Here is a 4,757-nt window from a genome sequence, read left to right as displayed (position 1 = left end):
AGACTTACCGGCCCCGTACCCGCCGCGCCGGCCTGGGACCTCGCCGGGGCGTACGGCGATAGCCACGGCGTCGCAGGCGACGACCGGACCGTAACGCTTGCTGACTCCGCGCAGGGTGAGAGCCGGCGTCAGCTGGTCGTCAACGTCCACAGTCCGTTTCACCTCGTTGGTCGTCGGGCAGCGGGAATCAGGAGCCGAGCTTGGCGACCGTCGCGGCGGTGTCGGTCTTGCCGCTGGCCACGTCGGCGACGAAGGCGTCCATCTTCTGGGTCTGCTCCGGGGTCGGCTTGCAGATCTAGACGGCCGGGTACGGGTCCTTGCCCAGCTCCCACTTCTTGGTGGTGCCGAGGGTCATCTCACCCTTGGCGAACAGCTCCAGCGCGGCGGCGAAGTACGCGCCCGGGTCGAAGATGACCGAGATGTCGAAGCGCGGGTCGGTCGAGTCGCACCGGTCGGTGCCCGGGGTCAGAGTGAGCGCGCCGCCGGTGTTGGCCAGCTTGGCGGCCGCGTCGGTGGCCCCGCCCAGGTACGGGTAGACGACCTTGACGCCCTGGCTGATCTGCGCCTGGACGGCCTCCCGGGCCTTCGCCGAGTCGTTGAAGTCACCGGTGTAGGTGGTCACCAGGGTCGCGTTCGGCACCACCATCCGGATGCCGGCCTTGTACGCCTTGGCGGCGTTGACCGAGAAGTCGGCCTCCATGCCGGTGACGAAGCCGGCCTTGGTGGCGTTCTTGGCCTGCATGACCAGGCCGGTGGCGTACCCGGCGGCGAGCATGCTCTGGTTGGGGTCGTCGCTGGACAGCGTCACCCGCGGCGTCTGCGGGATGTTCTCCGACGACGGCACGTACCAGGAGGTCTTGGCGCAGACCGGCTCCTCGGAGGCCGGGATGGCGTCCTTGAGCTCGGAGGCCCCGAGCGCCACCATGTCCACGCCCTGCTGACACAGCGCGCGGGCGGCGCTGAGCGCCTCGGTCGGCGGCACGTTGCCGCGCTTGATGACCTGCCAGCCCTTCTCGGTGGCGAACTTCTCGGCACCGACCACGAAGCTCTCGTAGTAGCCGTTGTCGTTGATGTCGCCGGGGCTGAGCACGCCGATGACGACCTTGCCGTCACCGTTGGCGTCGGGCTGCCCGGCGGGGGCCGTACCGCTGCTGGCCGACCCTCCCGCCGACGGCGCGGTCGCGTCGTTGCTCGCGCAACCGACCAGGGCGAACCCCAGCGCCCCGGCGAGCAGCGCCGCCGGACCCCGACCAATCCTCATTGTCATGGTGCTTTCCCTTCACGTGGGGTCGGCGCGCCGCCCGGCACGGACCGGCGCGCGGAGAACTCGGTCGCTGGCACGGTGGGCCAGCGAGGGGGGATGTCGATGCCGACCCGGCGCAGCAGGGCGGCCCGACGCTGGGCGGCCTCCTCGCGCAGGGCGTCGACGTCGACGGTGGTGACCCGCCGGTCGCGGACCACCAGCCGGCCGTCGACCAGAACGTCCCGGACGGTGTGCCCGGCCGCACCCCAGACGAGCTGGGTGGGCAGGTCACCGCGCGGGGTCCAGGGGATGGTCCGGGTGTCGAGCAGCACCAGGTCGGCGGCCTTGCCGACCTCGATCGAACCGGTCCGCGCCCCGAGCCCGACGGCGGCGGCGCCGTCGACGGTGGCCAGGGCGAAGACCTCGTCGGCGCGCAGCGGGTCGGGGACGCCCCGGTCCCGCTCCAGGCCGGCGAAGAGTCGGGCGGCCCGCCACAGGTCGGGGGTGTCCCCGGCGTTGTGCGAGTCGCAGCCCAGCGCGAGCCGGCCGCCGGCCCGGTGCAGGGCGGTGTGCCGGCCGGCCCGGGTGAAGCCCTGACCGAGCCGCAGGTAGGCCCCCGGGCAGGAGGCGACGGCGGTGCCGGTCTCGACGAGCGCGTCGACCTCGGCGTCGTCGAGCCACACCGCGTGGCCGAGCAGCAGCCGGGGGCCGAGCACGCCGAGGTCACGCAGGTGGCGTACGGGCCGGGCCCGGCCGGCGGCGGCGAACGCGGCGGCGTCCTCGGGGCCGGGCGACAGGTGCCAGGTCATCGGCACGTCGAGCCGCTCGGCCAGGTCCGCCGCCCCGGTGAACAGCGCGTCGCTGACCAGGTCGTGCCCGACGAGGGTGATCCAGCCGGTGACCAGCGGGTCGCCGGCCAGGGCGGCGACGGTCTCGGCCTGCGCGGCGAGGGTGTCGGCGGCCGGCATGGCGTACGGCGCGTCGTCGGCGTCCCAACCCCAGCCGCCGACCCGGGCCCGGATGCCGGCGGTACGCAGCCCGGCGGCGACCCGTAGCGGGTGCGCCACCGTGCCGGGTTCCAGCAGGGTGGTGACCCCGTAGCTGAGCGACTCGACGGCCGTGAGGGTGGCCGACAGTTCGTCGTCGTCGCCGGTGACCGCGGCGTGCAGCGGCACGATCCAGTCGAAGATCGCCTGCTGGGCCGGGACGTCGTCGGGGATGCTGCTGCGCACCAGCGGGTCGGCGGTGGTGTGCTGGTGGGCGTTGACCAGGCCGGGGACGACCACACAGCCGGTGGCATCGAGTTCGGGGCTGCCCGGGTACGCCGCGCGCAGGGCCGCCGCCGGGCCGATCGCGGCGATCCGGCCGTCGATCACGGCGATCGTGCCGCCGGGGACGAGCGCCCGGTCGGGGGCCATGGTGACGATCTCGGCATCGGCGATCAGCAGGTCCGCCGGGCGTGGGTCGGCGGTGTGCGCCGTCGCGGTGGTGGTCATGGCCGGACGAGGATCTTGCCGACGAGGTCACCGGACTCCTGCCGGGCGTACGCCTGCGCCAGGTCGGCCAGCGGGTACTCCGCGCCCCGGAGCACCCGCAGGCCGCCGGTGAAGTAGGCGTCGAGCATGTCGGCGAAGTCGGCCGGCCGGTACGCCCCGGCACCGAGCAGCCGCAGCCCCCGCCGGTAGACGTCGGAGAGTGAGAAGCTGACCTGGTCGCCCGTGGTGTTGCCGAGCAGCACGATCCGGCCGCCGGTGCGCAGGCTGGCCAGCGAGGTGGCCCAGGTGGCGGTGCCGACGTGGTCGACGGCCAGGTCGACGCCGTGGCCGTCGGTGTACTCGAGCACCCGCTCGACGGTGTGCTCGTCGAGGTCGAGCACGTCCGCGCCGAGGTCCGCGGCGACGGCCCGCTTGGCCTCGGTACGCGCCACCGCGAGCACCCGGGCGCCGGCCCGGCGGGCGAGTTGGACGGCGGCGATGCTGACCGCGCTCGTGGCGGCCTGCACGAGCACCCACTCCCCGGCGCGGACCCCGCCGACGCGGTGCACGGCGTGCCAGCCGAGGCTCCACGCGGTGGGCAGCGCGGCGGCCTCGGCGAGGTCGACGTGGGCGGGCACCCGGTGTACGACGGTGGCGGGCACGGTGACGTACTCGGCGAAGCCGCCGGGGCGGTTCCCGCCGACCACGGCCAGCGTCGCGCAGTAGCCCGGTTGGCCGTTCTTGCAGGTGGCGCAGGCTCCGCAGCCGATGGTCGGGTCGATCAGCACCCGGTCGCCGGGGCGTACCGTGGTGACCTGCGGCCCGACGGCGTCGACCTGGCCGGCGACGTCCATGCCGCCGACGTGGGGCAGCTCGAAGCCGGGGAGCAGGGCGGTGCGCCGCTGGAGCAGGTCGAGGCGGTTGACGGCGGCGGTGTGCACCCGGACGACCACGTCGGCCGGGCCCGGCTCGGGGTCGGGCAGGTGCCGCAGGCTCAGCACCTCGGCGCCGCCGAAACCGGTCTGGACCATCGCCCGCATCGCAACCTCCCCCATGGTCTACCAGTCAATATGGCGTCTTGCATTGTGATTCTCGCTGCTTGGGGTCGTACTCTGCCTGCGGGGCGGCGGCGTGTCAACGGCTTGCCGCAAAAGAGGCGGAACGGTTAACGAAGCCGGGCGTCCAGGCCGTTCACAGGCCGCCCACCAGGGGATCAACCGGCCTCGGACGCGGCCAGCAACTCCCGCGCGACGAGCGCCGTACGCAGCACCGCGACCGTTCGCGGGTCGAGCGGATCGACCCCCAGCAGCCGCTTGATCAGGCCGACCCGGTAGCCCACCGAGTTGCGGTGCAGGTGCAGCCGTTCACTGACCGCCTGCCGGCTGCCCCCGGTCGCCAACCAGCAGTCCAGGGTGCGCAGCAGGTCGTCGCGGTGGGCGATCGGCCCCAGGTGCCGGTGCACGAACCAGCGCAGCCGCTCGTCCGGCACCGCCAGCAGGACCTGCGCCAGGCCGGCCTGCCCGAACGGCAGCTCGGACCGCTCGTCGGACGAACGCAGCAGCAGCCGCAGCAGCCGGTCCGCGTCGCGGAACGAGGCCGCCGTCCGGGCCGGCCCGGTCACCAGCGCCCCGGCGACCACCCGGACCTGCCCGGGGCCGACGATCTGGTCCAGCCGGGCCCGCAGCCGGGTCACCTCGCGCTCCACGTCGCCGTGCAGCAGGGTCCAGGCCAGTCGCCCCTCGGCCAGCACCGGCCGGTCCAGCCAGCTCAGCGCGGACGCCCAGCGGCGCTGCTGCTCCCCGGTGTACGCGATCCCGGCCACGGCGTGCGGCTGGTCCAGCCGCCAACCGTGCGCCGCGCCGGCCCGCAGCAGTTCCGCCTCGCCCATCCGGGGCGTCGACGGCGATCCGGCCGGGCCGCCGGGGCCGTCACGCAGGGCCCGCAGCACCGTCGGGGCGTCCCGTACGGCGGGCGGCGGTGACTCGTGCCGGACCGCCTCGATCAACAGCGCGGTGGTCGCCGCCGCCGCCAGTTCCCAC

At 74.4% G+C, this 4,757-nt stretch carries 4 protein-coding genes; all 4 read right to left on the bottom strand.

Annotated features, from left to right (window positions below; translation table 11 throughout):
* Positions 1-295: 295 nt before the first annotated feature.
* Positions 296-1,267 carry a BMP family ABC transporter substrate-binding protein gene (locus ACOJTC_RS08405; RefSeq protein WP_420116408.1) on the bottom strand — a complete coding sequence of 324 codons (972 nt, stop codon included), beginning with the start codon at positions 1,265-1,267 and terminating at the stop codon, positions 296-298.
* A complete protein-coding gene (locus tag ACOJTC_RS08400) occupies positions 1,264-2,739 on the bottom strand; it encodes an amidohydrolase family protein (RefSeq protein ID WP_420116407.1) in 1,476 nt (491 codons plus the stop codon). Before ACOJTC_RS08400 ends, ACOJTC_RS08405 begins: the two co-directional genes overlap by 4 nt.
* The gene (locus tag ACOJTC_RS08395; protein WP_420116406.1) at positions 2,736-3,758 is read right to left on the bottom strand and encodes an alcohol dehydrogenase catalytic domain-containing protein; all 1,023 of its coding nucleotides are present in this window, start codon (positions 3,756-3,758) and stop codon (positions 2,736-2,738) included. The genes ACOJTC_RS08400 and ACOJTC_RS08395 overlap by 4 nt, the downstream gene beginning before the upstream one ends.
* 173 nt (positions 3,759-3,931) lie before the next feature.
* Positions 3,932-4,757: PucR family transcriptional regulator (locus ACOJTC_RS08390; protein ID WP_420116405.1), on the bottom strand; the 826-nt coding region annotated here is incomplete at its 5' end.

The organism is Micromonospora sp. (assembly GCF_048594385.1).
Lineage (GTDB): Bacteria > Actinomycetota > Actinomycetes > Mycobacteriales > Micromonosporaceae > Micromonospora > Micromonospora wenchangensis.
Note: the sequence above shows the minus strand (reverse complement) of the source record. Positions and strands in the feature narration are given on the sequence as shown.

Excerpts from the sequence above, each read along its gene's own strand:
- ACOJTC_RS08405 (WP_420116408.1), bottom strand. The coding sequence starts at position 1,267 with ATGACAATGAGGATTGGTCGGGGTCCGGCGGCGCTGCTCGCCGGGGCG.
- ACOJTC_RS08400 (WP_420116407.1), bottom strand. The coding sequence starts at position 2,739 with ATGACCACCACCGCGACGGCGCACACCGCCGACCCACGCCCGGCGGAC.
- ACOJTC_RS08395 (WP_420116406.1), bottom strand. The coding sequence starts at position 3,758 with ATGCGGGCGATGGTCCAGACCGGTTTCGGCGGCGCCGAGGTGCTGAGC.